The organism is Allobosea sp. 05T433 (assembly GCF_056396065.1).
In genome coordinates this window covers 242,979-268,332 of record NZ_JBFTKS010000001.1, presented here as the reverse complement: position 1 = coordinate 268,332, position 25,354 = coordinate 242,979, and the positions used below count along the sequence as shown (strand labels likewise).

Here is a 25,354-nt window from a genome sequence, read left to right as displayed (position 1 = left end):
CACTCATCGCCCTGTCCCGATCAGGCGCTGCGCCGCTGCGACCACTCGATCACGGCGCCACGGCCTTCGGACATGGCCGCAGCGATCGCCCGGAGATCGGCGACATTGTCGCGCGTGCGGAAGCTCGAGACGAGATCGTTGAGGCGCCGGATCTGATCGCCCAGTGCGCTGGCAGAGGCTGCGCTCTGTTCGGCCAGTGCGGCGTTCTGCTGGGTCATCTCGTCCATAAGCGCGACCGACAGGCTCATCTCGTCGATTCCATTGGCCTGCTCGGCCGAGGCCGCGGAGATTTCGGATACGGTCGCGGAGACTTTTCGCGATGCGGCCACGATCTGATCGAGCGCTTCACCGGCAGAGCGGACGAGCCCGACGCCCTGGGCCACCTCCGCTCCCGATTCCGAGATCAGCGCGCTGATACCCTTGGCGGCCTCGCCCGAGCGCTGCGCCAGCGTGCGGACCTCCGAGGCGACCACGGCAAAGCCCCTGCCGGCATCGCCCGCCCGCGCCGCTTCGACCGCCGCATTCAAGGCGAGCAGATTGGTCTGAAAGGCGATCTCGTCGATGACCGAGGTGATGTCGGAGATCTTTCGTGAGGCCGTCTCGATGCGTGCCATTGCAGCGACCGCATCATGGACGATTGCACCGCCCCGTTGCGCCACGCTCATCGCCTCATCGGCCAGCGAGACGGCCTGCTTCGATGCCTGCGCAGAGGCCTTGACCGAGGCGGCAAGCTCTTCCGTGGTTGCCGCAGTCTCCTCCAGCGAGGACGCCTGTTCCTCGGTGCGCTTCGAGAGATCGTCTGCGCCCATATTGATCTCGCGCGCCGCGTTGCCGACATCGGCCGCAGTCGCCTGGATGGTGGTGATCGTCATCGAGAGATGCTCCACCGCCGTATTGAAATCGTCGCGCAGCTTCTCATAGGCAGCGGTAACCTCCGCATCGATGCGATGGCTGAGATCGCTCTTCGAGAGCAGGTCGAGGCCCTCTGCCAGCAGCCCCATGACCAGCCCCTGCTCCCGCGCGAGTTGCTCCTGCTGCTTTGCCTGCTCGGCCCGCTCGGTCTCGATCTGCCGGCGCTGCTGCTCGGAAAGGTCTCGTCCCTCGGCGCTCTCCGCCTCGAGACGCTGCACGGCAAGGCCGTTTTCCTTGAAGACCTGAACCGCACGCGCCATCGCGCCGATCTCGTCCTTGCGCGCCTGGCCCTGAACTTCGACCGCGTAATCGCCCCTGGCGAGATCATCCATGCGCGATCTCAGCGCTTCCAGCGGCCTGGTGATCGAAAACCGGGTCAGCAAGGCAGCACCGCCCAGGCCAAGCAGGATGCCCAGGGCTGAGAGGCCCAGAATGACGATGCTCAGTTCGCTGGCCTCGGCATCGAGCGTTTCCGAGGTCGCCTGGGTTTCCGTCTTGATGGCTTCGTTGAGTTTGCCTGCGGCGGTGACGATCTCGCCAATTGTGCGATCGAGCTGGGACATGACCGACAACGCGGCCAGATCCTCGTCCTTCGCGGCCTGGGCGACGATATCGTCGATCTGCGGTTTGAGCGCGGAGAGTGCCCGGCCCATGGCGTCGAACTCGGCAGCCTTCTGCGGGAAGCTGATCTTGGCCTCGATCAGCTGGAACTGCGCACGGTCATAGGCCTTGCGCACATCCTCGATGCTGGTCGCGTTCTGCTTCATGAATTCGGGATAGGCGATCGCCTTGTAGAGATCGCGCACGATGTCGGTCATGGCGCGGGTGGTCCGGCCCGAATCGAGGATCGCCGTCGCATTGTGCGAGATCAGATCGGAATATGCCTTCTGGATCCGCGCATATTCGCGGCCGGCATAGACGGCAGTTGCAACGCTGATCAATCCGAGAACGATCAGCGGGATCGCGATCTTGGTCCTGAGACGCAGATCCTGAAAGCGCAGAGAAATCCGCATACCGACACCCACCCCCCCGAGAAGCATCGAACCGGGCATCGCCGCGGCATGTCGGGAACGTTCGGCGGGAATGCTGAAAAATAGGTTACGAATGCCGATTAGGGCCAAATTGCAGGCGAAATGGCTTCAAATCCCGCTTCCGCCATGCCCGGCGAGAGCTTGGAAAAGAAAAACGGACGGAAGCACGAAGCTCCCGCCCGCAAGAAACGCGCAGTGCCAAGGGGTCAGGCGCTGCACGCAACCGTCGAATTCGAACCGGCCGCGACCGGACGCGGCGTGAGAGGCTTGGCGACAGCATTCTTCACCTGAGCCTGTCGAACGCCCTCTTCGCGCCGGAGAGAGGCGACGCCGGCCCGCGCGCTGGAGCGGGCCGCGAGAGCCGCCGAAGGGTCCTTCAGCCAGGATACGGTCAGCGCGCCGTCGATATCGGAGCGGACGAGACCGATATCCTTGAGGCCGCGCTCGTCGAGTTCGGAGAGCCTCAGCACCTCACGGCGGTGAATCAGAGCGCGCGTCAAGGCTTTCACGCCAACATAACCGCCGGCCACAACACGCGTGACGCCGGTGGCGACGAACGAGAGCGACTTCGGAACGAATGTCAGGATCAGCATGGCGACCTCCTTCAGGGGTCTGGCGGCAAAACGAGCATTTTCCGGCCCGGCTGGAGCGCACCGACGACACGGACTGGAGAATGTGCGCAGGATAGCTTTGCGCTGGCCATCAGCCAAACGAATGGTTATGATGCTTCACAGCACGGATATTGATGATCCATCGTGGGGGTGCTCCATGGCGCATGTTCTCGACGCCGACCAGCTCAAGACCTTTGTCGCCATTGCCGATACGGGCTCGTTCACTCGCGCGGCGGAGATCGTCTACAAGACGCAATCCGCCGTCTCGATGCAGATGAAGCGCCTTGAGGAACGGGTCGGGCGCCCGCTCTTCGGCCGCGACGGACGCCACGCCAAGCTGACGGAAGATGGTGAGCGCCTGCTGGATTACGCGCGCCGCATCGTGCGCCTCAATCTCGAATGCGTGGCGAGCTTCGCCGATGCAGACCTCAAGGGGCGCATCCGCCTCGGCGTCCCCGACGACTATGCCGACCGCTATCTACCCGAGATCCTGGCTCGCTTTGCTCATTCCAACCCGCGCGCCGAGGTGACGGTCGTCTGCGAGCCGACTCCGATGCTGGCCGAGCGCATCGGCACCGGTGATATCGACCTTGCCATCATCACCCATGTCGAAGGCCGCGGTCAGGGCGAGATCATCCGGATCGAGCCACTGCTCTGGGTCACCTCTGCGCGCCATACCGTCCATGAGGAGGACCCGCTCCCGCTCGCGCTCGGCCGTCCGACCTGCAATTGGCGGCAGGCTGCGGTCGAAGCGCTGGAGAAGAAGGGGCGCCGCTTCCGCGTGCTCTATGCGAGCTGGAATTCGACTGCGGTCGGTGCAGCCGTGGTCGCCGGCCTCGCCGTCTCTGTGCTGCCGGAGAGCGCGATCAGGCCCGGTATGCGCATACTCGGCCCCAGCGAGGGCTATGCAACCCTGCCGTCCTGCAAGATCGGGCTATTGCGCACGCGCTTCGACCCGTCGGTGCTCTCCAATGCCCTGGCGGAGCACATCATCCAAAGCCTCGACAACCTCGCGAGCTTCAAGACGGCGGCGGAGTAGAACCGTCCGCAGCCTGCCCTGGGCCCGGCTCCCTCGGGAGCCGTGGTTTTCAGGGATTGAGCCCGGTCTGTACCGCTTCGAATACACCGCGTACGAACCGACCTATCTCCTGCCCGCCGACGATCACAGACATCGAGATCAGGCCAGCAACGAGCCCATACTCGATCGCCGTCGCGCCGCGGTTGTCGCGGGCGAAGCCGAGAAGAAGGGTGAGCAATCGTTCCATGGCCGGATGCTCGCTCCGAAGCTTCGGAGAAAGCGTTAACGCCCGATGGCAAATGCCGCGAACCACTGACCTTGCCTGGGAATTCCCTGGCTGATCGGCCGTTTAGATGAGCAAATCCTTAAAGACCGGCTCGACACGCTCGTTCCATTCCCCGCGATACCGGTCGGCAAGGTCCTGAGCCAGGCTGCGGCCGCTCTCGGCAATCGCGAGAACAGGATCAAGGAAACGCGTCTCGTCCTCGCCCTTGCCGTTCAGGCGGGCGCGGCGCGCGAGACCAGCGCGCGACAATTCCAGAACCTGTTGCGCAATCTCACGCGCGCTGCGGCCGGCGACTGTGGCAGAGAGCCCCGCCGCAGGCACTGCGTCGCGCAGGCCCTGACGCTCCTCGGTGCTCCAGCCTTTGACCAGGTCCCAGGCGGCGTCGAGCGCGACCTGATCATAGAGCAATCCGACCCAGAAGGCGGGCAACGAGTTCAGCAAGGCGGGCGGCCCGGCATCGGCGCCCCGCATTTCCAGAAAGCGCTTCAGCCGGACCTCGGGGAACAATGTCGACAGGTGGTTGGCCCAATCGGACATGGTCGCGTGCTCGCCCGGAAGCTGCGGCAACCGGCCGGCGAGCAGATCGCGGAAGGAGGCGCCCGTCACGTCGTGGTAGACCGGCCCGCGTTTGACGAAATACATCGGCACGTCGAGCGCCCAGTCGACATAGCCCTCGTAGGACATGCCCTCATCGAACACGAAGGGCAGCATGCCCGAACGGGCATTGTCGGTATCGAGCCAGATTTCGGAACGGACCGACTGGAAGCCGTTGAGCTTGCCCTCGGTGAAGGGCGAAGAAGCGAAGAGCGCGGTTGCGATCGGCTGCAGGGCAATCGAAACCCTGAGCTTCTTCACCATGTCCGCCTCGTCGGCAAAATCGAGGTTCACCTGCACGGTGCAGGTCCGGAACATCATGTCGAGGCCGCGCGTGCCGACCTTCGGCATGTAGTTGGCCATGATCCGGTAGCGGCCCTTCGGCATGACCGGGGTCTGCTCCCGCGTCCAGAGCGGCGAGTGGCCCAGCGCCAGGAAGCCGATATCGTGAGGCTCGGCGACCGCTTTCACATCGGCAAGATGCGCGGCGAGCTCCGCCGCCGTTTCATGCAGCGTTTCGACCGGCGCGCCGGAGAGTTCGAACTGGCCACCGGGTTCAAGCGAGATCGCCCCGCCACCTTCGGGCCCGGCCAAGCCAATGATATGGCCATCGTCAATGATCGGCTCCCAGCCGAGCCGCTGCTGCATGCCCTCGAGCAGGTGCCGGATACCGCCCGCGGCCCCGCGCCCCTCGTACGGCACGGCGCCGATATCCGCGCGGTAGAACGGGAACTTCTCGTGCTCGGTGCCGATCCGGAAGGCGGAGCGAGGCTTCTCGCCTGCCGCAATCCAGCCGATCAGCTCGGACTTCGACGCGATCGGGGTGGAATCGGACACATCGCGAGCCATGGGCGCTCCGGCAGGACGAAAGGGTGGCCGACATCTCGCACGCACCGGACGGCACGGGCGAGGCAGGCCCAGGAAGCGTCAGACATATGCGACCGCCGAACGGAGGACAACGACCTCCGTCCCGCGTTCGTGGAAGGAGATTGCTTGCGCAAATGCACAACGCACATGCCGGCATCCGGCATCCGCTTGCGTTCAGGCCACACCGCGCAGGGGCTGGCTCATGTCCTGCAGCCGGCTTGCGCCATAGTTTCGCGTCTCTGACGCCAGCCAGTCGATGACGGAGGCCAGCCCTCCCGCGTCGCTCCCGGTGCGCGCGCGGGCCTCCTCGAAGATGGCGAGCTGTCGATCCGCACTGGTGCCCTGAGCCGCAATCGTCCGGCACTCGCCAAGTTCGGCGGTACAGCCGAGCGCCGCGGCATCGTCCGAAAGCTGATCGATCAGTTCGTCGACCAGGCTCGGAACCGAGCGCATCCCCTTGCTTTCCGGGCAGACCAATCCGCCATGGATCCCATAGCGCTGGGCCCGCCAGACATTCTCTGCTGCGATGGCGCGCGCGGCCGCGGTCAGATCAGCGTTGAGCCCGGGGTTCCTGCAGAGGTGGCGAACAAGGCACCGATAGAGCGCGGCGATGGCCAGCGTATCGTCCAGGCGCGTGCAGCTGTCGGCGATGCGCAATTCCAGCGTCGGATGCTTCTCTGAAGGGCGAATCGCCCACCAGATATAGCTGGCATCCTTGATCGCCCCGGCCGCGACCAGGGTATCGACATAGGCGCGGTAGTCGGCGGGTTCGAGGAAGAGCTCCGGCAGGCCGGTGCGCGGTAGTTCCGCGTAGGCGGATAGTCTGTAGCCCATCAGGCCGGTGCGCCGCCCCTGCCAGAAGGGAGACGACGTCGACAGCGCGAGAAACACCGGGAGGAACGGCATGATCCGCCCCATCAGCCGGATGCGCTGATCTTCGTCCGGCACCTCGACATGGATATGGAGCCCACAGAGTTGGTTGCGGCTGCCGAGCATCTGCAGTTCGCGCATCAGCTTGTCATAGCGAGCCGCCTCGGTGGCGCGCTGGCGCGACCAGGCCGCGCTCGGATGCGTGCCGCAGGCGAGCAGGAGCATGTCATGCGCCAGCCCGATGCTCGCAAGGCCGGTCCGCAGCGTCGCCAGCGATTTGCGCGCCTCTGCCATCGTCTCGCAGACCGGTGTCGCCACCTCGATCTGGGACTGCAGCATCTCCCGTTGGACTTCGCTCGGAAACGCCGCATGCACGGCATCGAGGAATGCCGGCGAGATCTTCCGGACGATGCCACGTGTMGTGAAATCGGACAGGAAATACTCTTCTTCGATACCGAAGCGGCAGGCTTGGCTCATCTCATGGTCCTCGCGGGTCGTCGAATCACGGGAGCAGACCCTCGCGCGCAAAACCGGCCCTGAATGAGCCGGTTCGATGGCACCGCGACGAATGTGGATCTTCCTCCCCAACGACCAACGTGGAATTCGGCGCGTCGTTCCCTGCGCGCTCAGCCCGATCTCGAGACCCAGTCGCCCAATGTCGCCTGGACCAGGGCAAGCGCCGCGACCGCCGCCGTATCGGCGCGCAGGATGCGCGGGCCGAGCGAGATACGGATTGTCTTGGGGCGTGACAGCACTCGCCGGCGCTCCTCGTCGTCAAAGCCACCTTCGGGACCAATCAGCAGGGCGAGCGGCGCCGGCGGGGCTTCCGCCAGCGCGCTCAGGGGACTCGCCGCGGCCATGTCCTCGTCGCAGAAGATCAGCAGGCGCTCGGGCTCGAGAGCGGCCAGCGCCGCATCGAGCGGCTGCTCGGAACGAATTTCCGGCAAGGCCAGGATGCCGCATTGCTCGGCAGCCTCGATGGCATTGGCCCTGAGGCGTTCGAGGTTCAACCGCGAGACCTGCGTGCGTCGGGTGAGCACCGGCTGCAGCACGCCGGCCCCCATCTCCACGGCCTTCTGAGCCATGTAATCGAGCCGCGCGTGTTTCAGCGGCGCAAAGAGATAATGCAGGTCCGGCACGGAGGTCTGGAGCTGCAGCTGCCGCAGCGGGCGCAGGCTCGCCTGCTTCCGCCCTTCCGGAACGATCTCGGCAAGCCATTCGCCGTCGCGCCCGTTGAAGACGAGAACGCCGGCGCCATCGCGCAGGCGCAGGACGTTGAGAAGGTAATTGGCCTGCTCCCGCTCGAGAGGAACGGGCGCATCCTGTGCCAACGTGGAGTCGAGATAGAGCCGATGTTTCGGCAGGTCTGGCATCGGCATAGGCGCAAACAATCTCCCTCTTGCGACAGCAGCCGATCTTGCAATGCCATTGCGGCGGGAAAGTCGCCACATTCTTCGTCTAATCGCAAGAGTCGGTGACAGAATTCAGTTCAATGTCGCCTGACGCTTGGCGAGACCGCCCCTCTGCTGATATGGAGTGCGCGGTTCCAGGAACCCTCATCGATTGGGAGCAGGACTATTATGCGGCGATACGTGGCCTCGGGGTTGATTGCGACGCTCGGCTTGGCAGCGGCGACATTCCTCCACGTCAGCCCGGCGAGCGCTCAGGCCTCGGGCTGCGAACAGCTTCAAAAGCTCCTGCAGGAGCGGCAGTCGATCGTCGCGCGGTTGAACTCCGCGTCCAAGGCCAAGCGCAAGCTGACGCCGGCGGAGGCCTGCGGAACACTCGGCAGCCTCGTCAACAACGGCAACGCCACCCTCAAATTCGCAACCGCCAATCAGGACTGGTGCCAGATTCCGCCGACCTTCGTGGACGGCATGAAGGCCGACAATGAGAAGGCAGCCGGCTTCCGCAATCAGGCCTGCAATGCGGTGAAGCAGCAGGCGGCCATGCAGCGCAAGGCGCAGCAGCAGGCCCAGCAACAGGGCAACAATCCGTTCGGCGGCGGCGATTCTCTGACCGGCGGCCCGATGCGGGTGCCGCAGGGCGCGCTCTGATCTCGCCATGGTCCTGGCCTCGAAGCCAGCCGACATGACCCTGGTTGATGCGCCCCTTCCCGACGCCCTGAAAGGTCATTGGGTCGATACAAGGGCGCCGGTCTGGCTGCGCCCTTATCTCAAGCTTGCCCGCATCGACCGGCCAATCGGCTGGTGGCTGCTGCTGCTTCCGTGCTGGTGGGCCGCAGGGCTTGCAGCCATCGCGAGCGGCAGCGCGTTTCCCAATCTCTGGCACGGCCTGCTTTTCATGGTTGGCGCCATCGTGATGCGAGCCGCCGGCTCGACCTTCAACGATATCGTCGACCGAAAGCTCGATGCTCAGGTGGCACGAACGCGCGGACGCCCGTTGCCCTCCGGGCAGATCACAACCAGGTCCGCCGCGCTCTTCATGGTCGCGCTGTCATTGGTCGGACTGCTGATCCTCGTCCAATTCAATCGCTTCACGATCGTGCTCGGCATCGCCTCGCTGGCGATCGTCGCGATCTATCCCTTCATGAAGCGCATCACCAACATGCCGCAATTCGTGCTGGGCCTCGCCTTCTCATGGGGCGGGCTCCTGGGCTGGAGCGCCGTGTTCGGGCAGCTCGACCCACCGGCCTACCTGATCTACGCGGCCGCGATCGTCTGGACGATCGGCTACGACACCATCTACGCCATGCAGGATATCGAGGATGATGTCATTGCCGGCATCAAGTCGAGTGCCCGCTATTTCGGGGCCTGGACGCGCGAGGCGGTCGGGTTTTGCTTCACGCTCTCTGTCGCGCTCGCTGGCGTGGCGACCTGGAGCACGGGCGGTGGCGCCATGGCCTGGATTGGACTTGCGGCCTTCGCCGCGCATCTCGCCTGGCAGGTTTCCCGGATCCAGGGCGCGACCTCTCCGGTCGCGCTGGGCCTGTTCCGCTCCAACCGCAACGCCGGCCTGCTGCTGGCCGGCGGCTACGCACTCGATGCGTTGAGCCGCTCTTTCCTGTGAAATGAAGGCCCAAGGCAGCGGCCCGAAGAGCGGTTTGCGTTCTTCGGGGAAAGCCGATGCCGACATGGAAAGATTAGATCATGGACGGGATGCGATATGCGGTCCCCTGATCTAACCGCTCAATCCGTCAGCCGCTCGCCGGAGACGATGACCGGCCGCGCTGGAAGCTGCGCGGTCTTGCGCCGTGTCAGGAAGCGTGGGCGGCGGCCATTGAGAAAGGCGTGCCGACGGCGGATGCGGATCGGCCCCAGTGCCAGCCGGCCGAGCTGAGGAAAGGGCTCGGTGATCACGCCATCGACGGATTCGAGCAACAGCGGCAAACCGCTGCTGCGACCACAGTCGCGCCAGTGTGCCACGGCATCTTCGGCATCGAAGACCGCGACACTGATCGCACGGCCATCGCCGGCCGTCAGAGCGAGTTCCAGACGTTCATCTTCGCCGGACGGATTGGCCAGCCGCAGGGCAATGCCGCGCCAACCGGGGTTTCCGCGCAAGATCCTCACCGAGGCGATGCGCTCGATGCGGGGCGCCTCGACCTGCACCGGCATCGGATTGCGCGCGACTATGCTGCTATGGTTCGGGCAGCCGAGAAGGTTCGGCGCAAAGCCGACCTCCCCGGCAGCCGGCGTGACGCTGGCCATCGGTTTTACGCCTCTCATGTCCCTGCTGCGCGGAGCCCTCTGTGAAGTCCGGGGCTCTCGTGCTTGCAGGGTGGAGAGTGGACCGCAGCCCTATCCGAGCGCTTAAGAGCTTCGGTTAAAGGAATGTGTTGCGGCCATTTGGGCGTCTAAATCGGCCGCTATCCGGCGTGATGCTTGACGGAATCTTTCGCAACTGCGCTGCTTTTTCACCTTGAAACCGCAGCAGGGAGGCTCGATAGGGAGCGCATGACTTCGCAAACGCTGCCTGTCGCCCCGGATCTTCTGCCTCACGTCCGGGAAAGCTGCATCGAGGCGGGTGCGCTGGCACTCGAACTGTTCCGCCCCGGAGCCAAGACCGCGGCCCGGACATGGTCGAAGAGCGGCGGCTCGCCCGTCACCGAAGCCGACATCGCCGTCGACACCTTCCTGCGGATCAGACTCTCGGAATTGCTGCCGGATGCCGCATGGCTATCGGAAGAGACCGCCGACGACGCGCAGCGGCTGTCGCGCCGTCTCGTCTGGGTCGTCGACCCCATCGATGGAACGCGCGCGTTCATGTCGGGCTCGCCGGACTGGGCGGTTTGCGTCGCCCTCCTTGCTGATGGCGCTCCGGTGACCGGCGTCGTGCATGCGCCCGCCTGCGGCGCAACCTATACGGCCCGAAGGCACGAGGGGGCCTACTGCAACGACCGGCCGATCGCGACGACCCGCCTGACCAAGCTCGGCGGCGCTCGCATTGCGGGGCCGAAGCCGATGCTCGACGCCTTGGCGCGGATCGAGACGTTCGACGCTGCCGAGAAGATCCCTTCGCTCGCACTCAGGCTGGCACGGATCGCGGACGGCACGATCGATGCCGGGCTGGTCTCCCCTGATGCGCGGGACTGGGACCTTGCCGCCGCGCATCTCGTGCTGGACGAAGCCGGCGGCCAGCTCAGCGACGGGAGCGGCAACCCCGTCGTCTACAACCGCGAGGTACCGATCCACGGCATGCTTGTTGCTAGTGGCGCAAGCCTCGCGGAGCCGCTGCTTGCTGCAATGCAGCGCCTGCGCGAGACCCCGCCGCAGAGCGCATGAAGGCCAGCCGCCTCGGACAAATTCGACCTCGCTCAATCGGCACTCGCACCGCTCGCGCGGATAGCTTATCTGGTGCCGCGGCAGAGCCTCATTCCCGCTGGAGAGACCAATGAACGCGGACACCGACCAGAAGCAGCTTCTTCATCTCGTCTTCGGCGGCGAGCTGAGCTCCCTTGACGGCATCACCTTCAAGGACCTGTCGAAGCTCGACATCGTCGGCATCTACCCGAACTATGCGAGCGCCCATGCGGCCTGGAAGGCCAAGGCACAGGCGACCGTCGACCAGGCCCAGATGCGCTACTTCGTCGTGCACCTGCATCGCCTGCTCGATCCCGAAACCGCGAAGTCCTGAGCTGCGGGACAGGCATTCAGCGGTTCGGAAGCGGAGTTCATGGGCTTTTCCATCCTCAAGACGCGTGTGGCGCAAGAGACGCTCGGCCGGCTGCTGGCCGGCTATCTCAAACTCGTCCGCCGCACCAGCCGAACCGTTGTCGAACCGGCCGACATCTATGATCATATCCGGCCGGAGCTGCCGCTGATCATCGCGATGTGGCACGGCCAGCACATCATGATCCCCTTCGCACGGCCGGATTGGATGCCCGCCTGCTCGCTGGTTTCCCGCCACGGCGATGGCGGATTCAACGCCGTCGCGCTGCGCGAACTCGGCATCGGCGCCATTCGCGGCTCAGGGGCGCTCGGCCGCAAGGTCCGCGAGAAGGGTGGTGCGAGCGCGTTCCTCGCCATGGTTCGACGCCTGGCCGCCGGCGACACCATGGTGCTCACGGCCGACATTCCCAAGCGCGCCCGCGTCGCGGGGCCTGGCATCATCGCGCTGGCCAAGGCATCGGGTCGCCCGGTCCATCCCGTTGCCGTGGTGACGAGCCGGCGCGTCGACTTCAACAGCTGGGACCGCGCCTCGATCGGCCTGCCCTTCGGCCGCTGCGCGATCGTGGTCGGCGATCCGATCCGGATCGCGCGCGATGCCGACGAGGCCACGAGCGAAGCCGCCCGTCTCGCGCTCCAGGCCGGGCTCGACGCGGTCCATGCCCGCGCCTATGAGCTGGTCGGTTCCCGCGACCCCGGCGCGGGGCTCCGCGCTGCAACAGGAGCCAAAGCGGCATGAGCGGCAAGGGCCCCTTCCTCAGAGCCTACCGCATGGCGACTGCGCTGTTCGAGCCGGCCGCTGCAGGCCTGCTGGTCTGGCGCCGTCGCCGCGGCAAGGAAGATCCGACACGCTTCGCCGAGCGCCGCGGCTATCCCGGCGTCCAACGGCCCGACCAGACGCTGATCTGGCTGCATGGCGCCAGCGTCGGCGAGACGGTGACGCTGCTCCCCCTGATCGAGCGCCTGCAGCGGCGCGGGCTGGCCGTTCTCGTGACCTCCGGCACCGTGACCTCGGCGCGCCTGCTTGCAGCGCGTTTGCCAGCCGGCGCCATCCACCAGTACCTGCCGCTCGACGTACCGCGCTACATGCGCCGCTTCCTGGACTATTGGCAGCCGGCCATGGGGCTGATCTGCGAATCCGAAATCTGGCCCAATATGGTGATCGAGGCACGCAAGCGGGATATTCCGCTCGTGCTGGTCAATGCCCGGATGTCGGAGCGCTCCTTCAAGCGCTGGTACAGGGCGCCCAGAACCTCACGCTACCTGCTCTCCAGCTTCGATTCCTGCCTTGCCCAGTCGCAGGGCGACGGCGAGCGTCTTGCCCAGCTCGGCGCGCCGCGTGTCAGCATCGCCGGCAATCTGAAATTCGATGTCGCGGCGCCCCCGGCCGATCCGAACACGCTCGCGATTCTCGATGGGCTGACGGCCGGCCGGCCGATCTGGATCGCCGCCAGCACGCATCCGGGCGAGGAGGAGCAGATCCTGTCGGCCCATCTCGGCATCAAGCCGCATGTGCCGAAGCTGCTCACGATCATCGCTCCGCGGCACCCTCAGCGCGGCCAGGAGATCGAGGATCTCGCCCGGGCCAACGGTGTCGCCGTCGCGCGGCGCGCGGCTGGAGAGATGCCGGACCCCGATATCGAGCTCTATATCGCCGACACGGTCAACGAGCTCGGCCTCTTCTATCGGCTCTCGCAAGTGGCCTTCCTTGGCGGTTCGCTCGTGCCGATGATCGGCGGACATAATCCGATCGAGCCCGCCAAGCTCGGCTGCGCCCTGGTGCACGGGCCGTATGTCCACAACAACGCCGAGATCTTCGCCGCCTTCGATCAAGGCGGCGGTGCGCGTGAAGTTCCCGATGTGCAGGCGCTCGCAGGCGCGGTGCATCGCTGGCTCAGCGACCCGGCAGCCGCACGGCAGGCCGCGCGCGCGGCGGGGCAAACCAGCAAGCAGCTCGGCGGCGCACTGAGCCGCACGGAACAGGCCATCGAACCGCTCTTGATGCGCGTCGCTCTGGGCCAGCGCGAGATCGACAGCTGATGCGCGCACCGGCGTTCTGGTGGCAGCATCGGCCGAGCCTTCTTGCCCGGCTGCTGCAACCGATCGGCTCCCTCTACGGCGCGCTCACCGCGCGCCGCATGCGCCAGACCGGTACCGATGCAGGCATCCCGGTGATCTGTGTCGGGAATTTCATTGCTGGCGGTGCCGGCAAGACACCGACGGCGATCGCGCTGGCCGCGCTTGCGACAGCCCGCGGAGAAACGCCCTTCGTCCTGATGCGGGGCTATGGCGGACGGCTCGCCGGGCCTGTCGAAGTGGACAGGCGTCACCATGATGCCAACGGCGTCGGGGATGAGGCCGTGCTGATGGCCTCTGCCGCCCGCACCGTGGTAGCCCGCGATCGGCCGGCCGGAGCCGCCTTCGCGAAAGCGTTCGGCGCAAGCCTGATCATCATGGATGACGGGCTGCAGAACCCCTCGCTCACCAAACAGCTGCGGTTGGCTGTCGTCGATGGCGCGAGCGGGATTGGCAACGGTCTATGCCTGCCAGCCGGCCCGTTGCGGGCGCCGCTGGCTGAGCAGTTGGCGATGACCGATGCGATCCTGGTGATCGGCCCGGGCGAGGCAGGGGACAGGGTCGCCGCCGCGGCCCGGGAGGCCGGCAAGCCGGTTCTGCGCGGGCGGCTTGCGCTGTCGGCCGGGATTGCCGACAGACTTCGTGGTCAGGCCGTCCTGGCCGTCTCAGGGATCGGACGGCCGGAGAAATTCAGCGCGACCCTGCGCGAGGCCGGCGCCGAGATTCGCGCCGAACATGCCTTCGGCGATCACCACGCCTACACGGCCGAGGACGTGGCCAAGATCATCCGCGAGGCAGCGGCGCAGGATTGCCTGGTGGCGACCACCGAAAAGGACATGACAAAGCTCGCTGCACTCTGGCCGTTTGCGGAGCAGCACCGCCTGCTGGCGGTCCCGGTCTCGCTCGTCTTCGACGAACCGAGCGAGATCACGCACCTGCTGGATGGCGTGAAGGCGGGCTCTCAGGCACGCCCGGCGCGGCGCAGCCGCAACAGCACCGCCTCCGGAGAGACATAGGCTTCCTGCCACTCGACCGACCAGTAACGCAGATCGTCGAGCTTGATCGGGGCGCCGGTCACGGCGCAGCGCACGAAGGCGCCGGGGCGCACCACGCGGAATTCGCCGTGACCATAGTCGACGGCAGCTTCGGGTCCCGGCACGGGAGGACGCTCGCTGATGTTCATCTGTAAGATCGAAAACCGTTGCTCAGGGAATGAATTATCCGATAACTCGGAGCTGTGATAGCGTTCCTGCCGATGATGTCCAGTCTCGTCCGACACGTCCTGGCCCTTACAGGCCTCGCGCTGCTTTGGTGCGCGCCCGCGTCTGCGGGCGGCTATGAGCGCGTTCGCATCCCGGTCGAGGAAGGACAGCTGGACGGTGTGCTGTACCGCCCGAACGGTCCAGGGCCATTCCCGGCCGTGGTCGCCCTGCATGGTTGCGGCGGCCTGTGGCGCGACAATGGCAAATTGTCCGCCCGGCATTCGGACTGGGGCGAGCGGCTGGCTGCCGCTGGCTACGTCGTGCTGATGCCGGACAGCTACGGCTCGCGCAGGCTCGGTTCACAATGCGGCGTCAAGGAACTGACGGTTCGGGCTAGCCGTGAGCGCGTCGCCGACGCGGCAGCATCACGGCAATGGCTGCAGGCTCGCGATGATGTGCGCGACAAGGAAATCTCCCTGCTCGGCTGGTCCGGTGGCGGCTCCACCGTCCTGACCGCGATCCGCAAGGACAGGCGCCCGGCCGACGGCCAACCCGATTTCGCACGCGCCATCGCCTTCTATCCGGGCTGCCGCTTCCAATCGGAGTCCGCGAGCTTTTCGGCCAGGCTGCCGACCCTCATCCTGATGGGCGATGCGGACGACTGGACGCCGCCAGCGCCCTGCGACCATCTCGCCAAAGCGGCACGGGCGCGCGGCGAAGCCATCGAACTCGTGCTTTATCCCGGCGCGCTGCATGATTTCGATCACCCTCGCCTCGAGGTGAAGGAGCGCAGCGACGTGGCCTATTCCGCGACCGGAACCGGCAAGGTCACGGTGGGGACACATCCTGAAGCCCGCGATGACGCGATCAAACGCGTCAAGAGCTTCCTGATGGGGCGTTGAGCGACCCCGTACCGCGCTCAGCTAGAAGAGGTCGCCCTGCCCGCTGCGCGGAACGTCCCGGCGCGGCGCACGAGCTGGCCGTGGCGACAGCCCTTCCCCGCCCGCGGTGACGGTGACATCGAAGCTGCCGTCGCTGACCTGAACGCTGAGCGCCAGGCCGGGCTTTGCCTGCTCCACGCCGCGAACGAGCGCTCCCGATCCATCGCGCACCAGCGCGTAGCCGCGCGCCAGAACAGCCTGGGGGCCGAGCGAGCGGACCAGGCTCCAGGCCGATTCAAGCCTGTCGCGACGGCGCCCCAAACCCTGGACAAAGGCGCGGCTTGCCCTCAGCGACAGCTCGTCGCTGCGCTCATGCGCCCGTTGGAGGCGCAGCCGTTCCGCCCTCAGCAAGGCGTCACGCCCGGCCCGCAAGCGGCTTGAGAGCCCATCAAGCCTTGCCACATAGGTCGCGAGCCGGACCGACGGAGATTGCCGCACGAGCCTCTGCGACAAAGCTGCAAGCCGTTGCTCGTAAGCCCGCGCGTTGCGCGCCAATGCCGGTGCAAGACGCGCCGCGGCCAGATCGAGCCGCTGCCGCGGGCCGGAAAGGACAGCCTCCGGCCCCGGCAAGGCCCGCGCAAGCGCACGCAGATCGCTGCGACGGCGATCCGAGAGACGGCGCATCGCCCCCGCCTGCCGACGGGAGAGATCGGCGATCAGCGCCATCAGATCGGCGCGGACCGGCACGACCTTCTCGGCGGCGCCGGTCGGAGTCGGCGCACGCAGGTCGGCGGCGTGGTCGATCAGGGTCCAGTCGGTTTCGTGGCCGACTGCCGAGACGAGCGGGATCAGCGAGGCGGCAGCGGCGCGCACCACGACCTCCTCGTTGAAGCCCATCAGATCCTCGAGCGAACCGCCACCGCGCGCGACGATGATCACGTCGGGGCGCGGGATTCGTCCGCCTTCCGGCAATGCGTTGAAACCGGCAATGGCGGCCGCCACCTCGGCCGCACTGGTCTCGCCCTGGACGCGGACCGGCCAGACCAGGACATGGCGAGGAAAGCGGTCCTCGAGACGGTGCAGGATGTCGCGGATGACAGCACCGGTCGGCGAGGTCACCACGCCGACGACGCGCGGCAGATAGGGAATGAGCTGCTTGCGCCCCTCGTCGAACAGGCCTTCGGCAGCGAGCCTCTTGCGACGCTCCTCAAGCAACGCCATCAGCGCGCCGACACCGGCCGGCTCGAGCGAATCGATGACGATCTGGTAGCTCGATTTGCCGGGGAAGGTGGTGATCTTGCCGGTGGCGATGACCTCCAGCCCTTCCTGAGGCCGTGTCTTCAACCGCCCGAAGACGCCCTTCCAGATCACCGCGTCGATCTTGGCGTTCTGGTCCTTCAGCGAGAAATAGACATGGCCCGAGGCGACCGGGCCGCGATAGCCCGAAATCTCGCCACGCACCCTGACAAAGCCGAAGGCGTCCTCCAGCGTACGTTTGAGCGCACCAGACAGGTCGGAAACCGACCATTCCGGCGCATTGGAGGGCTTGGTGTCGGGCGATTCGATATCCATTGCGCGACCATAACGGTCGCAGCGACGGAGCAGAAGCGTTGCCCCGCGCCGCTGCGAAGGCTATTGCGCGCGGAGCAAGCGGAGACGGCGCGATGAACATCCTTCTGATCGGTTCCGGCGGACGCGAACATGCGCTCGCCTGGGCGATATCCGGCTCGCCGCTCTGCGACCGGCTCCTTGTCGCACCCGGCAATCCCGGCACCGCGCAATGCGGCGAGAACGTCGCGCTCGACATCGCCGATCACGCCGCAGTCGTCGCCTTCTGCAAGCGGGAGAAGGTCGACCTCGTCGTGGTCGGGCCGGAAGGGCCGCTCGTCGCCGGCATCGCCGATGATCTCGTCGCGGCCGGCATCAAGACCTTCGGCCCCTCGAAGACGGCAGCCCAGCTCGAGGGCTCGAAAGGCTTCACCAAGGAACTCTGTGCCGAGTTCAACATCCCGACGGCCGCCTTCGGACGCTTCGGGGATGCAGCATCGGCCAAGGCCTATGTCAGGGCTCAGGGCGCGCCGATCGTGATCAAGGCCGACGGGCTCGCCGCCGGCAAGGGCGTGGTGATGGCACAGACCCTCGACGAGGCCGATGCCGCCATCGAGATGATGTTCTCGGGCGGCTTCGGCGCAGCAGGCGCCGAGGTGGTGATCGAGGAATGGATGATCGGCGAGGAGGCGAGTTTCTTCGCACTCTGCGACGGCAGCCATGCCCTGCCGCTTGCCTCGGCCCAGGACCATAAGCGCGTCGGCGACGGCGATACCGGCCCGAATACCGGCGGCATGGGCGCCTATTCGCCCGCCCCGGTGATGACCAAGGCCCTGGAAGACCGGGTCATGGCGGAGATCATCGCACCAACGCTCGCCGGAATGCAGAAGCGCGGCGCGCCATTCAAGGGCGTGCTTTTCGCCGGATTGATGATCACGGCGCAGGGGCCGAAGCTGATCGAGTACAATGTCCGCTTCGGCGACCCGGAATGCGAGGTGCTGATGCCGCGCCTGAAGAGCGATATCGTGCCGGCCTTCCTCGCCGCCTGCGACGGTGTGCTCAGCTCGTTCGACCTGCGCTGGCTGGACGAAGCCGCGCTGACCGTCGTTCTGGCGGCGCGGGGTTATCCCGCCACGCCCGAGAAGGGCAGCATCATTCGCGGCATCGAGAAGACCGAGGCTATGGACAATGTCCTCGTCTTCCATGCCGGGACGAAGCAGTCCGGGACCGACATCGTTGCCGATGGTGGTCGCGTGCTCAATGTCGTCGGCCTCGGCAAGACTGTCAGCGAGGCCCAGCAACGCGCCTATGCCGCCGTCGACGCGATCGACTGGCCGGAGGGGTTCTGCCGCCGCGACATCGGATGGCAGGCGGTCAAACGGGAGCAGGAAGGCTGAACATCCGCGCTCGTCGAGGGTTAGGATTTCAGCCAGACTGATATCAGGCCAGCGGTTACGCCAGGAGCGCTCCTCCATGAGCAATCTCGATTCACTCTTTCCCGGCTTCACGGCCCATTGGGTCGACGGGCCTGTCGGCAAGATCTTTGCGCGCTCCGGCGGTGAAGGGCCGCCGCTCGTGCTCATCCACGGTTTCCCGCAGACCCACGCCGAATGGCACAAGATCGCGCCCGAACTGGCGAAGACCCATCGCGTCGTCTGCTTGGACCTGCGCGGCTATGGCTGGTCGGCGGCTCCCCATGGCGATGGCGGCAAGGAGACCTACACCAAGCGCGCCATGGGCGAGGACGTCGTCGCCGTCATGGAAGCGCTCGGCCATATCCGCTTTGCCGTGATCGGCCATGACCGCGGCGCGCGTGTCGCCTATCGCCTCGCCCTCGACCATCCCGGCAGGGTCGAGCGGCTCGCCGTGCTCGACATCCTGCCGACGCTCTCGATGTGGGACGGCATGGACGCCGCCCGCGCCATGCAGGTTTATCACTGGACCTTCCTGGCCCAGCCCGAACCCGTGCCGGAAAACCTGATCAAGGCCAATCCCCAGGCCTGGCTCGATCATACGATCGCGAGCTGGACACGGGCCAAGGCGCTCGACGTATTCAACCCGCTCGCGCTCCGATCCTATGGGGAATCATTCGACGACCCGCATCGCATCCATGCGGCCTGCGAGGACTATCGCGCCGGCGCCACCACGGATCTCGCCCAGGACAGGGCCGATCTCGCGGCGGGAAAGACCATCCTCTGCCCGGTGCTGGCACTCTGGGGCGAAGCCGGAATACCGGCCAAGGGCGAAAGCCCGCTCGCGATCTGGCGCTCGACCTTCGCGCCCAAGGCCGAGGGGAAAGCGATCGTCAGCGGCCATTTCCTGCCGGAGGAAAACCCTGCAGCAACGCTGGAGGCCTTGAAGCCGTTCCTTGCTGGCTCGGTTGCCTGAGCAGGGTTCAGGCCGCAGCATCGCACCATGCCAAGCTCCACGACGCCTGCCGAGCAACGATCCGACAGCGCCGAGCCCAGGCTCGCGCTCGTGCTTGGGGCCGGAGGGGCACGGGGCCTGAGCCATATCGCGGTACTGGAGGCGCTGGACGAACTCGGCGTGAGGCCCGGCCTCATCGTCGGTTGCTCGATCGGGGCGATCATCGGCGCGGCCTATGCGGCCGGCCTCTCTGGCAGCGAGCTGCGGGAGCATGTGTCACTGACATTCCGTGACCGGGCCAAGGTGATCGCGCGGCTGCTCGACGCCCGCGTCGGCAAATTCACCGATCTCATGCGCGGGCTCGGCAATCCCGTGCTGATCGACGGCGAGCGGCTGCTCGACCTGTTCTGGCCGCAAGCCGTGCCCGACCGGTTCGAGGAGCTCAGATTTCCCTTCGCCGCGATTGCGACCGACTACCATCTCCATGCAGAGGTCTCGTTGACGAGCGGGCCGCTGACGCCGGCCGTCGCCGCCTCGCTGGCTATTCCGGGTCTCGTACGCCCGGTGGTGCTCGGCGGCCGTGTGCTGATCGATGGCGGAGCGATCAACCCCCTGCCCTATGACAGGTTGCTGGCGCCGGGGCGCATCGTCATGGCGGTCGACACCAGCGCACCGGCAACGATCAGCGACACGCGCGTGCCTGAGCCGCTCGAAGCGATGGTCGGCGTATCGCAGATCCTGACGCGCACCATCGTGCAGCGCATGATCGAGCGCCACCCGCCAGATATCCTGATCAGGGCCGGCATCGACGGCTATGGCGGGCTCGACTTCTTCCGAGCGCAAGCCATCCTCGACGCCTCCGAGCCGCTCAAGGACGAGGTCAAGCGAAGGCTGTCTCAGGCACTCCGGCAGGGCTGAGCGCGTCCGGTTCGTCGCAGCGAAAACCCGGCAATACCGAGATCAACGCGTCACGCCCCTCATCGGTCAGGATCACGGCACGACTGTCCTTCTTGCGCAGGACCCAGCCCGTCTCGAAGCAGCGGCATGCGAGGGCTGCGGCTAGGCTTCCCGCCAAATGCGGACGGCGCTCGCTCCAGTCGAGGCATGGGCGCAACGACGCGCGCCGGCTCCTGGCCGCCTGAGCGATGTCGATGCCGAGCGCCGCGAAAACGCCTTCCCCCGACGTCGCCAGGCCGTAGCCGCCATCGGCAACCGTCAGGTGCCCGCCCGCGACCAGCGCATCATGCAGGCCGATGCCGAGGCGCCCGGCGAAATGATCGTAGCAGGTGCGGGCCCGGCTGAGGTCGGCGCCGACCCGGGACGGCAAGCGGCGACTGGAGGGCTGGCTTCCGGCGAGGACCATCAGCCCTTCGAGCGCCGTCGCGACCTCAGGCCCGGCGAGCCTGTAATAGCGGTGGCGCCCCTGGACGGCGACCGCGAGCAGGCCGCCCGCCATCAGGCGGGCGAGATGGCCGCTCGCCGTCTGCGGCGCGACGCCGGCAATATAGGCGAGTTCCTTGGCGGTCAGCGCGCGCCCGTCCATCAGGGCGTGCAGCATGTTGGCGCGGGCTGGATCCCCCATCAGATGGGCGATCTCGGCGAGATAGGGGCCATGCGTGCTCATGCAGCCATCTTGCTCCCTTGCTCAGCCGAGGCAACCTGGAACAGTACGGTCCCCACCGTAGCGTTCGGGTGCGACAGTCCGCATCGACACTGCCACAAACAGCCTCATGGAAAACGCAGATCTCATCCTCTTCATCGCCGCCACCTTTCTTCTGGCCGGCTTCGTCAAGGGCGTCATAGGGCTCGGCCTCCCGACCATCGCAGTCGGCATCCTCGGCGTGGTGATGGCACCGGCGCAGGCCGCGGCGTTGCTCGTCGTGCCCAATATCGTCACCAACAGCTGGCAGGTCGCAACCGGCCCGGGGCTGAAGGCGATCATGATCAGGCTCTGGCCGATGCTTGCCGGCATCTGCGCGGGGACATGGGCGGGCGCCGGGTTGCTGCAACAGAGCAAGGGCGGCTCGGCCACCTTCTGGCTCGGCTGTGCGCTGGTGCTCTATGCACTGGTCGGGCTGAAGGCGGCGAAGCTGCGCGTCCCTTCCAGTGCTGAGGGTTGGCTCGGCCCCGTCATCGGCATCACGACGGGCATCGCCACCGCTGCGACCGGTGTCTTCGTATTGCCGGCCGTGCCCTATCTGCAGGCGCTCGGCCTGGACAAGGACGAGCTGGTGCAGGCGCTGGGCGTCTCCTTCATCATTTCGACGCTGGCCTTGTCGGTCGGCCTGATCGGAGCAGGCGCCCTGGATGTCGGCGTGGCGCAATCCTCGCTGCTGGCGCTGCTGCCTGCGCTTGCCGGCATGTCGGTCGGCCAGGCGATCCGCACGCGCATCTCCGCGGCCACCTTCAAGCTCAGCTTCTTCGCGGGGCTGCTGATGCTGGGATGCTATCTGGTGATCAGGACGCTCGCCTGAACGTCCTGCCAGCACCTTGGGGGTACGGCGCCAATTCGTTTGGGCGCGCCCTCAGCTTGCAATGTCGAGCAGCGCTGAACGGCGCCGTTCGGCGTTCGCCAGATCCGCGATCGGCGACAGGATGCATTTGTCGAACGGCTCCAGCGCCCGCCCCTCGCGGAAACGCGTCGGCCAGTCGGCATGGGTCAGCGCGCCACGCCCGAGCGACACGAAGTCCGCCTCGTCGCCCTCGATCATGGCCGCAGCGCGTTGCGGATCGTGCAGCGACCCATTCGCCAGAACCGGAAGCCGGGCATGCATCCGCGCCAAGGCCGCCAGACTTGGCCCGGTATCGCCGAAGGCCGGGCGCCACCCCTCGAATTCGGTCGTATGGATGTAGTCGAGGGGAAGCGTGCCCAATGCGCTGAACACCACCTCCGCTTCGCGGACACCTCCGACCCATTTGTGGAGGAAGTCATTCACCTTGGCCTGCGAGATTCGCATGCCGACGACATGATCCGTTCCCACGGCCGAGCGAACGGCTTCGGCAACTTCGACGAGGAGCTGAAGGCGGCCCGCAATGCTCCCTCCATAGCGATCCTCGCGCCGATTGATGCCCTCGGTCAGGAACTGGTCGAGGAGGTAGCCGTTGGCTCCGTGGATCTCGACACCGTCGAAGCCAGCCTCCCTCGCGAGCGCGGCCGCGCTGGCAAAGCCTGCCACCGCTTCACCGAGATCCGCCTCCGACATCGCACGAGGAATACGGTAGGGGCCATTGCCGCGATAGAACGCCATTTGCTCGCCCTTGGGACGCAGGGCGGAAGGGCCGATGCTATGGTCCCGATGGATGTTGCCTTGCGCCAGGGCCCCAGCGTGCATCAACTGCGCAACGATCCGCCCGCCTGCTTCGTGAACAGTGCTGACGACCTGTCGCCACGCCTCGACCTGTTCGGCATCAGCGAGGCCGGGCTGGTACTGGTAGCCCTGTGAGAATGCCTTGTCGGTGTAGATGCCCTCCGTCACGATCAGGCCGAAGCCGCCTTCCGCGAATGAACGGTAATAGGCGGCCATACCTTCGGTGGCACGGCCATCGACGGTTGCACTCACGCGCGTCATGGGCGCAACGACAAGCCGGTTGGATAGAGCGAGCCTGCCGATCCGGACGGGGGAGAAGAGACTCTCCTCCGCCCTCTGGCGAGGCAGGCCGGAAGCGGGGTTGCCAGTCATCTTACCGGCCCTCCCCTGGCACTGCCGCAATCGCCTCGATCTCGATCATCACCCTGGAATCGTAGAGGCCCTTGACCTCAGCGATCGTGTCGGCGGGATAAGGCGCGCTCCAGAACCTGCGGCGAAGCTCGACCACGTCCTTGAACTGAGCCTGCATGTCGGTGACGAAAATCGTCACCTTGACGACATCCTTCAGGCTGGCACCGCCCGCTTCGAGGGCACGCCGCAAATTGGAGAAGGCCTGCTCGCCCTGGGCTAGGAATCCGCCCTCCACGACCTTGCCCTCGTCATCATAGCCGGCCTGGCCCGATACGAAGAGAAGGTTGCCGACCTTGATGGCCTGCGACAACAGATACGGCTCGTAGGGGTCGGGCCGCGTGACAACTTGCTCGAACATCTTTTCATCTCATCTGTGAATGGACTGGCCGCGTCGCGAGATGAATTTCATTCATCCAATCGGTGTGCCCGTCCGGCGATGAGATGAATGTGTGCGTTCACGCCAAGGACAACAAACGCGAAATCCTCACTCGATAACTGAATCAAACTCACTCATAATCAGGCAAGTTGTGAGCTCAATCATTGGACCTCCGTGATGCGACGCCTGCCGCCCTTATCCTCGCTGCGGGCATTCGAAGCTGCGGCGCGTCATGGCAGCTTCAAACGAGCCGCCTCCGAGCTGCTGGTCACGGCCACTGCGGTCAGCCACCAGATCCGGACGCTCGAGGAGCACCTCGATGTGCGCCTGTTCGACCGCCAGACGCGGCGTGTCAGTCTGACCGAACAAGGCCGGGCGCTCTATCTCGTGCTGCGCGATGGCTTCGACGCCTTCGCCGCAGCGATCGAGCGCATTCGGTCAGAGCGGAAACGGCCGGTCATCACGATCTCGGCGACCGTAGCCTTCTCTGCGAAATGGCTGGTGCCGCGCGTCGCCGGCTTCCAGAAAGCCCACCCCGGCATCGATCTGCGGCTGCACGCATCAGACGATGTTGTCGATCTGCACTCGGGCCAGGTCGACCTGGCGATCCGATATGGCCATGGCAGCTATCCCAATCTCGACGCGCGCCAACTCATCGCAGACCGGTTCGCCCCGGTGGTCAATCCGGTGCTGGACGTCCACCAGCCCGCCGATCTCACGAAGGTGCCGCTCATCCATTTCGAATGGCGCAGCGCAGATCCCGATCATCCGACCTGGCCGATCTGGTTCGAGCGGACAGATATGCGGCCCGATGCGAAATCGGCCTTGCGCTTCACCGATGAAAGCCAGGCGATCCAGGCTGCAGTCGCCGGCCAGGGAGCGGCGCTGCTCAGCCTGGCGCTCGTGAGGGAGGAACTCGATGCAGGCCGGCTCATCCAGCCATTCGGCCCAACGCTACAGGGACTGACCTATTCCGTGGTGACCCTGCCGAGCCGCTCCAAGGAGGCGCTTGTGCACGCGGTTCGCGACTGGCTGATTGCGGAAGCAGCGCGTTAGCTCAATCACCCGGCTTCTTCTTGCCCGTGAGCAGGGCATAGATCGCCATGGCGTGGCCATGGCCGAGATCGAAATCCGCTTTCAGCCAGTCTACGACCTGCCCTGCCTTGACGCCCGGCCTGAGCCTGCCCGCTTCCGAGAGGCCCTTCGCGTCGGCAAGTGCCTGCAGCTCCTCAGGCCCCTTGCCGGTTTTCTGCTTGATGGTGTCGAGATAGGCCTGAAAGGACATTGCGTCTCACGATGTTCGTTTGTCGGGAGCGGAACCGTAGCGACGCTGGATGCATCCGCAATCCCCAGGGCGGGACAGGCGCATAATCCGCCCCCCCTAACGCCGCGCCTTGAAGAACCCGCGCAACAGATCCGCCGCCTCGCTTTCAGCGATGCCGCCATAGACATCCGGCGCATGGTGGCATGTCGGGCTGGCATAAAGCCTGACACCGTTCTCGACCGCGCCTCCCTTGGGATCGGAGGCGCCGAAATAGAGTCGCCTGATCCGGGCGAAGGAAATCGCGGCAGCGCACATCGGGCAGGGTTCGAGCGTGACGTAGAGATCGCAGCCGATCAGCCGTTCGCTGCCGATTTCTTCGCAGGCGCGCCGCAAGGCCAGCATCTCGGCGTGTGCGGTCGGATCCTTCAGCTCGAGCGTGCGGTTGCCGGCACTGGCCAGGATGGTTCCGTCCCTGACGACCACGGCTCCGACCGGCACCTCGCCCCTGGCACCTGCCGCCCGGGCCTCCGCGAGGGCGAGATCCATCCCCTCCAGCTCGGCACGCTTCGATTGCAGCATGAAACCTCTGCTTTGGCGCTCGCG

Annotated in this window: 28 protein-coding genes; 14 read left to right on the top strand and 14 right to left on the bottom strand. The window is 66.1% G+C overall.

The features are described 5' to 3' along the window. Window positions 1–20 precede the first annotated feature (20 nt). Both AC1DGP_RS01190 and AC1DGP_RS01185 read right to left on the bottom strand, forming a co-directional pair. Window positions 21–1,925: a methyl-accepting chemotaxis protein gene (locus tag AC1DGP_RS01190; protein WP_476831650.1), complete on the bottom strand. Its 1,905-nt coding sequence runs from the start codon at window positions 1,923–1,925 to the stop codon at window positions 21–23. A 224-nt stretch (window positions 1,926–2,149) separates the two neighbouring features. Then, window positions 2,150–2,536 (bottom strand): DUF1127 domain-containing protein, encoded by a 387-nt coding sequence (locus AC1DGP_RS01185; protein ID WP_441488893.1) that lies wholly within the window; start codon window positions 2,534–2,536, stop codon window positions 2,150–2,152. Between the two features lie 175 nt (window positions 2,537–2,711). Between AC1DGP_RS01185 and AC1DGP_RS01180 the strand changes: the two genes are divergently transcribed. After that, window positions 2,712–3,593 (top strand): LysR substrate-binding domain-containing protein, encoded by an 882-nt coding sequence (locus tag AC1DGP_RS01180; protein ID WP_069877505.1) that lies wholly within the window; start codon window positions 2,712–2,714, stop codon window positions 3,591–3,593. 49 nt (window positions 3,594–3,642) lie between these two features. On the opposite strand, the gene AC1DGP_RS01175 is transcribed toward AC1DGP_RS01180, so the two are convergent. From AC1DGP_RS01175 to AC1DGP_RS01160, 4 genes are all read right to left on the bottom strand, one after another. Beyond that, window positions 3,643–3,819: a Flp family type IVb pilin gene (locus AC1DGP_RS01175; RefSeq protein WP_441506430.1), complete on the bottom strand. Its 177-nt coding sequence runs from the start codon at window positions 3,817–3,819 to the stop codon at window positions 3,643–3,645. A gap of 102 nt (window positions 3,820–3,921) precedes the next feature. Then, the gene (locus AC1DGP_RS01170) at window positions 3,922–5,301 is read right to left on the bottom strand and encodes a glutamate--cysteine ligase (protein ID WP_441506429.1); all 1,380 of its coding nucleotides are present in this window, start codon (window positions 5,299–5,301) and stop codon (window positions 3,922–3,924) included. A gap of 192 nt (window positions 5,302–5,493) precedes the next feature. Beyond that, window positions 5,494–6,666, bottom strand: coding sequence for a carboxylate-amine ligase (locus AC1DGP_RS01165; protein WP_441506428.1), 1,173 nt, complete (start codon window positions 6,664–6,666; stop codon window positions 5,494–5,496). Between the two features lie 149 nt (window positions 6,667–6,815). Further along, entirely contained in the window at window positions 6,816–7,568 is a 753-nt protein-coding gene (locus AC1DGP_RS01160) for a 16S rRNA (uracil(1498)-N(3))-methyltransferase (RefSeq protein ID WP_441506427.1), read from the bottom strand. 201 nt (window positions 7,569–7,769) lie between these two features. Between AC1DGP_RS01160 and AC1DGP_RS01155 the strand changes: the two genes are divergently transcribed. Together AC1DGP_RS01155 and ubiA are read left to right on the top strand one after the other, a co-directional pair. Beyond that, window positions 7,770–8,246: a hypothetical protein gene (locus AC1DGP_RS01155; protein ID WP_113518927.1), complete on the top strand. Its 477-nt coding sequence runs from the start codon at window positions 7,770–7,772 to the stop codon at window positions 8,244–8,246. A gap of 7 nt (window positions 8,247–8,253) precedes the next feature. Next, a complete protein-coding gene (ubiA, locus tag AC1DGP_RS01150) occupies window positions 8,254–9,219 on the top strand; it encodes a 4-hydroxybenzoate octaprenyltransferase (RefSeq protein ID WP_476831649.1) in 966 nt (321 codons plus the stop codon). A 119-nt stretch (window positions 9,220–9,338) separates the two neighbouring features. Here ubiA and AC1DGP_RS01145 read toward each other — a convergent pair whose 3' ends face one another. After that, a complete protein-coding gene (locus tag AC1DGP_RS01145; RefSeq protein ID WP_441488887.1) occupies window positions 9,339–9,860 on the bottom strand; it encodes a DUF6101 family protein in 522 nt (173 codons plus the stop codon). Window positions 9,861–10,106: 246 nt separating this feature from the next. On the opposite strand from AC1DGP_RS01145, the gene AC1DGP_RS01140 reads away from it, so the two are divergent. From AC1DGP_RS01140 to lpxK, 5 genes are all read left to right on the top strand, one after another. Next, window positions 10,107–10,934: a 3'(2'),5'-bisphosphate nucleotidase CysQ gene (locus tag AC1DGP_RS01140; protein WP_441488886.1), complete on the top strand. Its 828-nt coding sequence runs from the start codon at window positions 10,107–10,109 to the stop codon at window positions 10,932–10,934. A gap of 109 nt (window positions 10,935–11,043) precedes the next feature. Next, window positions 11,044–11,286, top strand: a complete 243-nt coding sequence (locus AC1DGP_RS01135) for a DUF4170 domain-containing protein (RefSeq protein WP_441488885.1) — start codon at window positions 11,044–11,046, stop codon at window positions 11,284–11,286. 39 nt (window positions 11,287–11,325) lie between these two features. After that, the gene (locus AC1DGP_RS01130; RefSeq protein ID WP_441488884.1) at window positions 11,326–12,057 is read left to right on the top strand and encodes a lysophospholipid acyltransferase family protein; all 732 of its coding nucleotides are present in this window, start codon (window positions 11,326–11,328) and stop codon (window positions 12,055–12,057) included. Then, window positions 12,054–13,358 (top strand): 3-deoxy-D-manno-octulosonic acid transferase, encoded by a 1,305-nt coding sequence (locus tag AC1DGP_RS01125; protein ID WP_441488883.1) that lies wholly within the window; start codon window positions 12,054–12,056, stop codon window positions 13,356–13,358. Before AC1DGP_RS01130 ends, AC1DGP_RS01125 begins: the two co-directional genes overlap by 4 nt. Then, window positions 13,358–14,410, top strand: a complete 1,053-nt coding sequence (gene lpxK / locus AC1DGP_RS01120) for a tetraacyldisaccharide 4'-kinase (protein WP_476831648.1) — start codon at window positions 13,358–13,360, stop codon at window positions 14,408–14,410. The genes AC1DGP_RS01125 and lpxK overlap by 1 nt, the downstream gene beginning before the upstream one ends. On the opposite strand, the gene AC1DGP_RS01115 is transcribed toward lpxK, so the two are convergent. Continuing rightward, window positions 14,356–14,577 carry a DUF2093 domain-containing protein gene (locus AC1DGP_RS01115; protein ID WP_113518934.1) on the bottom strand — a complete coding sequence of 74 codons (222 nt, stop codon included), beginning with the start codon at window positions 14,575–14,577 and terminating at the stop codon, window positions 14,356–14,358. The two genes, lpxK and AC1DGP_RS01115, sit on opposite strands and share 55 nt — an antisense overlap. A 72-nt stretch (window positions 14,578–14,649) precedes the next feature. Between AC1DGP_RS01115 and AC1DGP_RS01110 the strand changes: the two genes are divergently transcribed. Continuing rightward, window positions 14,650–15,498 (top strand): dienelactone hydrolase family protein, encoded by an 849-nt coding sequence (locus tag AC1DGP_RS01110; protein ID WP_476831647.1) that lies wholly within the window; start codon window positions 14,650–14,652, stop codon window positions 15,496–15,498. Window positions 15,499–15,519: 21 nt separating this feature from the next. Here the strand turns inward: AC1DGP_RS01110 and xseA are convergent, their stop codons facing one another. Beyond that, the gene (gene xseA / locus AC1DGP_RS01105; protein WP_476823800.1) at window positions 15,520–17,049 is read right to left on the bottom strand and encodes an exodeoxyribonuclease VII large subunit; all 1,530 of its coding nucleotides are present in this window, start codon (window positions 17,047–17,049) and stop codon (window positions 15,520–15,522) included. Window positions 17,050–17,141: 92 nt separating this feature from the next. Between xseA and purD the strand changes: the two genes are divergently transcribed. The 3 genes from purD (at window position 17,142) to AC1DGP_RS01090 (ending at window position 20,310) form a co-directional block, all read left to right on the top strand. Further along, a complete protein-coding gene (purD, locus tag AC1DGP_RS01100) occupies window positions 17,142–18,422 on the top strand; it encodes a phosphoribosylamine--glycine ligase (RefSeq protein WP_476831646.1) in 1,281 nt (426 codons plus the stop codon). A gap of 76 nt (window positions 18,423–18,498) precedes the next feature. Then, window positions 18,499–19,413: an alpha/beta fold hydrolase gene (locus tag AC1DGP_RS01095; RefSeq protein ID WP_441488878.1), complete on the top strand. Its 915-nt coding sequence runs from the start codon at window positions 18,499–18,501 to the stop codon at window positions 19,411–19,413. Between the two features lie 27 nt (window positions 19,414–19,440). Next, entirely contained in the window at window positions 19,441–20,310 is an 870-nt protein-coding gene (locus AC1DGP_RS01090) for a patatin-like phospholipase family protein (RefSeq protein ID WP_476831645.1), read from the top strand. Here AC1DGP_RS01090 and AC1DGP_RS01085 read toward each other — a convergent pair. Then, window positions 20,273–21,016 carry an ArsR/SmtB family transcription factor gene (locus tag AC1DGP_RS01085; protein ID WP_476823798.1) on the bottom strand — a complete coding sequence of 248 codons (744 nt, stop codon included), beginning with the start codon at window positions 21,014–21,016 and terminating at the stop codon, window positions 20,273–20,275. The genes AC1DGP_RS01090 and AC1DGP_RS01085 overlap by 38 nt on opposite strands. A 106-nt stretch (window positions 21,017–21,122) precedes the next feature. Here AC1DGP_RS01085 and AC1DGP_RS01080 point away from each other — a divergent pair, with 106 nt between their 5' ends. Further along, window positions 21,123–21,866 carry a sulfite exporter TauE/SafE family protein gene (locus tag AC1DGP_RS01080; RefSeq protein WP_441488875.1) on the top strand — a complete coding sequence of 248 codons (744 nt, stop codon included), beginning with the start codon at window positions 21,123–21,125 and terminating at the stop codon, window positions 21,864–21,866. Between the two features lie 51 nt (window positions 21,867–21,917). Here AC1DGP_RS01080 and AC1DGP_RS01075 read toward each other — a convergent pair whose 3' ends face one another. Next, window positions 21,918–23,072 carry an oxidoreductase gene (locus AC1DGP_RS01075; RefSeq protein WP_476831644.1) on the bottom strand — a complete coding sequence of 385 codons (1,155 nt, stop codon included), beginning with the start codon at window positions 23,070–23,072 and terminating at the stop codon, window positions 21,918–21,920. 1 nt (window position 23,073) lies between these two features. Then, complete coding sequence (locus AC1DGP_RS01070; protein ID WP_441488873.1) at window positions 23,074–23,469, bottom strand: RidA family protein; 396 nt, start codon at window positions 23,467–23,469, stop codon at window positions 23,074–23,076. A gap of 195 nt (window positions 23,470–23,664) precedes the next feature. On the opposite strand from AC1DGP_RS01070, the gene gcvA reads away from it, so the two are divergent. After that, entirely contained in the window at window positions 23,665–24,543 is an 879-nt protein-coding gene (gene gcvA, locus AC1DGP_RS01065) for a transcriptional regulator GcvA (protein ID WP_476823796.1), read from the top strand. 1 nt (window position 24,544) lies between these two features. Here the strand turns inward: gcvA and AC1DGP_RS01060 are convergent, their stop codons facing one another. Together AC1DGP_RS01060 and AC1DGP_RS01055 are read right to left on the bottom strand one after the other, a co-directional pair. After that, entirely contained in the window at window positions 24,545–24,772 is a 228-nt protein-coding gene (locus AC1DGP_RS01060) for a DUF4287 domain-containing protein (RefSeq protein WP_476823795.1), read from the bottom strand. 96 nt (window positions 24,773–24,868) lie between these two features. After that, window positions 24,869–25,297, bottom strand: a complete 429-nt coding sequence (locus AC1DGP_RS01055; RefSeq protein ID WP_441489224.1) for a nucleoside deaminase — start codon at window positions 25,295–25,297, stop codon at window positions 24,869–24,871. Between the last annotated feature and the right edge of the window lie 57 nt (window positions 25,298–25,354).

Bases quoted from the DNA above. Each gene is read 5' to 3' on its own strand.
- AC1DGP_RS01190 (WP_476831650.1), bottom strand. From the start codon at position 1,925: ATGCGGATTTCTCTGCGCTTTCAGGATCTGCGTCTCAGGACCAAGATC.
- AC1DGP_RS01185 (WP_441488893.1), bottom strand. From the start codon at position 2,536: ATGCTGATCCTGACATTCGTTCCGAAGTCGCTCTCGTTCGTCGCCACC.
- AC1DGP_RS01180 (WP_069877505.1), top strand. From the start codon at position 2,712: ATGGCGCATGTTCTCGACGCCGACCAGCTCAAGACCTTTGTCGCCATT.
- AC1DGP_RS01175 (WP_441506430.1), bottom strand. From the start codon at position 3,819: ATGGAACGATTGCTCACCCTTCTTCTCGGCTTCGCCCGCGACAACCGC.
- AC1DGP_RS01170 (WP_441506429.1), bottom strand. From the start codon at position 5,301: ATGGCTCGCGATGTGTCCGATTCCACCCCGATCGCGTCGAAGTCCGAG.
- AC1DGP_RS01160 (WP_441506427.1), bottom strand. From the start codon at position 7,568: ATGCCGATGCCAGACCTGCCGAAACATCGGCTCTATCTCGACTCCACG.
- AC1DGP_RS01155 (WP_113518927.1), top strand. From the start codon at position 7,770: ATGCGGCGATACGTGGCCTCGGGGTTGATTGCGACGCTCGGCTTGGCA.
- ubiA (WP_476831649.1), top strand. From the start codon at position 8,254: ATGGTCCTGGCCTCGAAGCCAGCCGACATGACCCTGGTTGATGCGCCC.
- AC1DGP_RS01145 (WP_441488887.1), bottom strand. From the start codon at position 9,860: ATGGCCAGCGTCACGCCGGCTGCCGGGGAGGTCGGCTTTGCGCCGAAC.
- AC1DGP_RS01140 (WP_441488886.1), top strand. From the start codon at position 10,107: ATGACTTCGCAAACGCTGCCTGTCGCCCCGGATCTTCTGCCTCACGTC.
- AC1DGP_RS01135 (WP_441488885.1), top strand. From the start codon at position 11,044: ATGAACGCGGACACCGACCAGAAGCAGCTTCTTCATCTCGTCTTCGGC.
- AC1DGP_RS01130 (WP_441488884.1), top strand. From the start codon at position 11,326: ATGGGCTTTTCCATCCTCAAGACGCGTGTGGCGCAAGAGACGCTCGGC.
- AC1DGP_RS01125 (WP_441488883.1), top strand. From the start codon at position 12,054: ATGAGCGGCAAGGGCCCCTTCCTCAGAGCCTACCGCATGGCGACTGCG.
- lpxK (WP_476831648.1), top strand. From the start codon at position 13,358: ATGCGCGCACCGGCGTTCTGGTGGCAGCATCGGCCGAGCCTTCTTGCC.
- AC1DGP_RS01115 (WP_113518934.1), bottom strand. From the start codon at position 14,577: ATGAACATCAGCGAGCGTCCTCCCGTGCCGGGACCCGAAGCTGCCGTC.
- AC1DGP_RS01110 (WP_476831647.1), top strand. From the start codon at position 14,650: ATGATGTCCAGTCTCGTCCGACACGTCCTGGCCCTTACAGGCCTCGCG.
- xseA (WP_476823800.1), bottom strand. From the start codon at position 17,049: ATGGATATCGAATCGCCCGACACCAAGCCCTCCAATGCGCCGGAATGG.
- purD (WP_476831646.1), top strand. From the start codon at position 17,142: ATGAACATCCTTCTGATCGGTTCCGGCGGACGCGAACATGCGCTCGCC.
- AC1DGP_RS01095 (WP_441488878.1), top strand. From the start codon at position 18,499: ATGAGCAATCTCGATTCACTCTTTCCCGGCTTCACGGCCCATTGGGTC.
- AC1DGP_RS01090 (WP_476831645.1), top strand. From the start codon at position 19,441: ATGCCAAGCTCCACGACGCCTGCCGAGCAACGATCCGACAGCGCCGAG.
- AC1DGP_RS01085 (WP_476823798.1), bottom strand. From the start codon at position 21,016: ATGAGCACGCATGGCCCCTATCTCGCCGAGATCGCCCATCTGATGGGG.
- AC1DGP_RS01080 (WP_441488875.1), top strand. From the start codon at position 21,123: ATGGAAAACGCAGATCTCATCCTCTTCATCGCCGCCACCTTTCTTCTG.
- AC1DGP_RS01075 (WP_476831644.1), bottom strand. From the start codon at position 23,072: ATGACTGGCAACCCCGCTTCCGGCCTGCCTCGCCAGAGGGCGGAGGAG.
- AC1DGP_RS01070 (WP_441488873.1), bottom strand. From the start codon at position 23,469: ATGTTCGAGCAAGTTGTCACGCGGCCCGACCCCTACGAGCCGTATCTG.
- gcvA (WP_476823796.1), top strand. From the start codon at position 23,665: ATGCGACGCCTGCCGCCCTTATCCTCGCTGCGGGCATTCGAAGCTGCG.
- AC1DGP_RS01060 (WP_476823795.1), bottom strand. From the start codon at position 24,772: ATGTCCTTTCAGGCCTATCTCGACACCATCAAGCAGAAAACCGGCAAG.
- AC1DGP_RS01055 (WP_441489224.1), bottom strand. From the start codon at position 25,297: ATGGATCTCGCCCTCGCGGAGGCCCGGGCGGCAGGTGCCAGGGGCGAG.